This window comes from Shewanella sp. NKUCC06_TVS (genome assembly GCF_019345515.1).
Taxonomy (GTDB): domain Bacteria; phylum Pseudomonadota; class Gammaproteobacteria; order Enterobacterales; family Shewanellaceae; genus Shewanella; species Shewanella oncorhynchi.
Window position 1 is genome coordinate 1 of sequence record NZ_JAHKQX010000032.1, and the last position, 3,320, is coordinate 3,320.

At 41.1% G+C, this 3,320-nt stretch carries 4 protein-coding genes; all 4 read left to right on the plus strand.

Going from position 1 to position 3,320, the window contains the following annotated elements; translation table 11 throughout:
* Positions 1-740: hypothetical protein (locus tag KO531_RS22100; RefSeq protein WP_219252243.1), on the plus strand; the 740-nt coding region annotated here is incomplete at its 5' end.
* 2 nt (positions 741-742) lie between these two features.
* Positions 743-1,138, plus strand: a complete 396-nt coding sequence (locus tag KO531_RS22105; RefSeq protein WP_131523255.1) for an energy transducer TonB — start codon at positions 743-745, stop codon at positions 1,136-1,138.
* 27 nt (positions 1,139-1,165) lie between these two features.
* Positions 1,166-2,746: an RHS repeat-associated core domain-containing protein gene (locus tag KO531_RS22110; protein ID WP_131523256.1), complete on the plus strand. Its 1,581-nt coding sequence runs from the start codon at positions 1,166-1,168 to the stop codon at positions 2,744-2,746.
* Between the two features lies 1 nt (position 2,747).
* The gene (locus tag KO531_RS22115) at positions 2,748-3,158 is read left to right on the plus strand and encodes a contact-dependent growth inhibition system immunity protein (protein ID WP_131523257.1); all 411 of its coding nucleotides are present in this window, start codon (positions 2,748-2,750) and stop codon (positions 3,156-3,158) included.
* Positions 3,159-3,320 lie beyond the last annotated feature (162 nt).

Sequence of the window (3,320 nt, forward strand, 5' to 3'; positions counted from 1 at the left end):
GGTATGCAGCGACTGGTGGAGGTTGCACTACAGGGTCAAATACCGGTTTTGAAGGTTTTTGTACCTCAGTGCAGTTGGCAGATACAGAGTCAAAGAAGAAAAATAAAGCAAAGGTTGATAATGGCCAGAAAAATGAATCTCGTACGGCAGTTAGAGATAACCGCTCTACCAATGATGAGTTATCTGAAAAATTCATCTCAAACAACGTAGTTCACAAAACTGAAAAATCAGTCAAAGGTCAATATAGTCCTATAGAGGTAAATTCTGAAATACCTGAAGAACTTAGGAGCGCATTAGTTCAAATTGGCCAAACTAAATTAGGTCAGAAAGTCTATGCTCAATTTATCAAAGAAGGTAAGACAGTTACTTTTGTTGAAGTTACAAAAGAGACTGATCCTACTTACGGAGCAGCTTTTCAGGTTACTGCTGAAGCAGACGAGATTCTATATTCGAGAGATGTTGCAGGGTACGTTGCCTCACGTGAAATTAGAGTCGCAGGTGATGGGCTAAATTCAGCCACACTAGGTAGTTTAATTTCCCATGAGTTTGGTCATACTCAAACGGGGCTAGCAGCTGTCGGCCAATCTCCAATACCTGTGTACAATCTGAAAGATAAATCTAGAGAGGAGTTAAGAGCATCTTCACAATTTGAAAATGCTTTTAGGCAACACTATGGAATGCCAATTCGAAGCTCATATATGAAAGAAAATGATGTTTTGAACTATAAGGGAGATCTTTGATTATGAAAAAAACGGCCAGCCACTGGGGAGGGCTAATAGCGCTACTGTGTTGCACATCGTGTAGTGCCACTGGTGCAGCAGAGACTTCGGATAAAAGTCTATGCGGCGAATTTGAATATAAAAATAACATCACATTGACAGAGCAAAGAGTGATAGAAGCCTACCAGCCTACTATTCCGACGTCGCCCTATCCAATTGGTATCACTAAGGGGTGCGTTGGAATGATCTTCTCGATTGATTCTGATGGAGTAGCTTTTGATTTTAGAATAATAAAAGCCTCCCATCCTCGTATTTTTGACAAGGCTGCCAAAGAGGTAATTCAAAAATATCGTTTCAGAAAAGACATGGATATTTTTAAAGAAGCTTATTTGATAATTAATTTCGATATCAAAGAGTAAAGACAGGAAAGATGAGACAAACGTAATGTGAAATCTACTTATGCGCCGGTCAATTATGACTATGATGCCGCGGGGAATATTCTGGTCAAAGGTGATTATGGCAGCAGTTATCTCTATGGTAACGTGGGTAAAGGTTTAGGAGGTAATGCAGGTCCAAACGCGATACGGCAGTTTATTCGCGGCGGTACAACCTACAACTTTACCTATGATAACAATGGTAATCGGTTAATTGGCGATGGGGCGACCTTAACTTACGATGACCAAAACAAGCCGTTAACTGTCGTACGTAATGGCACCACCAGTACCTTTAGTTATGATGCGAATGGTCAGCGCTATAAACAGGTTAAGCAGCAAGGTAGCAGCATCACAACTACCTACTATGTGGGCAGTTTTGAACGTGAGGTCAGCAGCAGTGCGACCATCGATAAGACTTACATCGGTGACCACACCATCAAGATGAAAGCCCATGTGGGGAGCTTAGGCAATCAGTCACCATTCCAGCACGTATTAAGGGACCACTTAGGCAGTGTCGATACCTTAATCGATGGACAAACCGGCGCTGTCCTGCAATACCGGGGTTATGATGTGTTCGGTCGGCCACAGGATATTGCCGCAGGCAATGTATTACTGACGGCCTGGCAAGGCGTGACTAAGGGCTACACCAATCACGAGCATTTGAATGAGCAACAGTTAATTCATATGAACGGCCGGATTTACGACTTCAACGTCGGTCGCTTCCTGAGTGTTGACCCGTTCTTGCAGTTCCCCGAGAACAGCCAGAGTGCGAACCCGTATTCGTACATCCTCAATAATCCGATGGCAGGAACAGATCCTACGGGTTACGCCTGTGCAGGCTCAAATCTAGAAAGTGTCTGTGATAACTATTTTAAGGATAATAAAATCGTAACGGAGAACATGAAGCTGACTGATGCTATCTCCAATACGTTAAACAACGGCAAAACAACCGCTTCAAATGGGCAAGCAAATGAGTTGCAGATGGCCCAAACTGGCGGAGCAGCCAAGCAAGAGAAGAAAGCCGTTGGATTGCAGCAGGATGCCAGCAGGAGTGTTGGAAACCAAAATATTGGTATAACAGGTGAAATAAAACCAATTGAAGGAAATCGAGCCTTTGGTTTTCTAAAGACAATTGTACGTGATTTTTCGTTTGGGATAATATATGGAGATACAAGTTCAATCCCTAGTATGCACCCTACACCAGAAGATAGTGCAGATATGCAAGCATATGAAGAGCAAGCTGGAGCGGAGAAGTATGCAATGGCGTTCCTACCCAGCAAGGGAGGGAAAGCAGTTTTTGAACTAGGTCAATCGCAGCTAAAGGCAATTAGAACAATCAACAACATTACAGCTAATGGGCTAAAGGATAAAGATTTTATCGGTGTTGGAACAGAAATGATGCAATCGTTAAAATCTAAGCTAGGCGATAAGTATTGGAATCATATTAAAGAAATGAATGATAATTTGAGAGGCTTGCGAAAATCGATTAAAACTTTAGAAAAAGTCGATAATCCTCAAGCTAATGAAGCTCGCCTAAAAGCAGTCGATGCTATAGACAAAATGGAAGGTGCTTTTAAAGGTCACGGGATTTGATATGAAAGATATAAACTTTCTTGAACTTGAAAAACAGTACGGGATTAACATAGAACATTGCGAAGATACATCTTCACTAGATGATTGGTATATTTCTGTTAGAGATACATATTTATACAATTTATCAGAAAAAGATGTTGCGATTGCCATTAGGCAAGAACTCTACCTAAAGGAGATAGTTCCTTTAGCAATAGACATGTTAATTCTCAATCCCCTATGTGGATGGAAGTATGATGGTGAATTATTGGTCGCGATAGCTCAAGTAGACTTTGAAAAATATGTAGCTAAGGAAAAAGCAAAAGATCTGATGCTCGTGCTATCCATTGATGATAATTTAAAAGCAATAAAGGAAGAAGGTGTTCAAGACGAGCATTTAGTTGTAATCGATAAGCTTAACAAGTTACTAGTGTAGTCAATATGAAGATTATATTAGTGCAATGATAGACAAAATGCCCCATTTTATTCTGTCTCTTGATCACATCTTTTGCTCAAGAGACAAGGCTAGCTGGTAACCTTCAAGGATGGTTTGCAGTTTAAACCATCCTTGCCATAACCTTTCCCAGCCCACAATTCC

Bases quoted from the DNA above. Each gene is read 5' to 3' on its own strand.
- KO531_RS22105 (WP_131523255.1), top strand. From the start codon at position 743: ATGAAAAAAACGGCCAGCCACTGGGGAGGGCTAATAGCGCTACTGTGT.
- KO531_RS22115 (WP_131523257.1), top strand. From the start codon at position 2,748: ATGAAAGATATAAACTTTCTTGAACTTGAAAAACAGTACGGGATTAAC.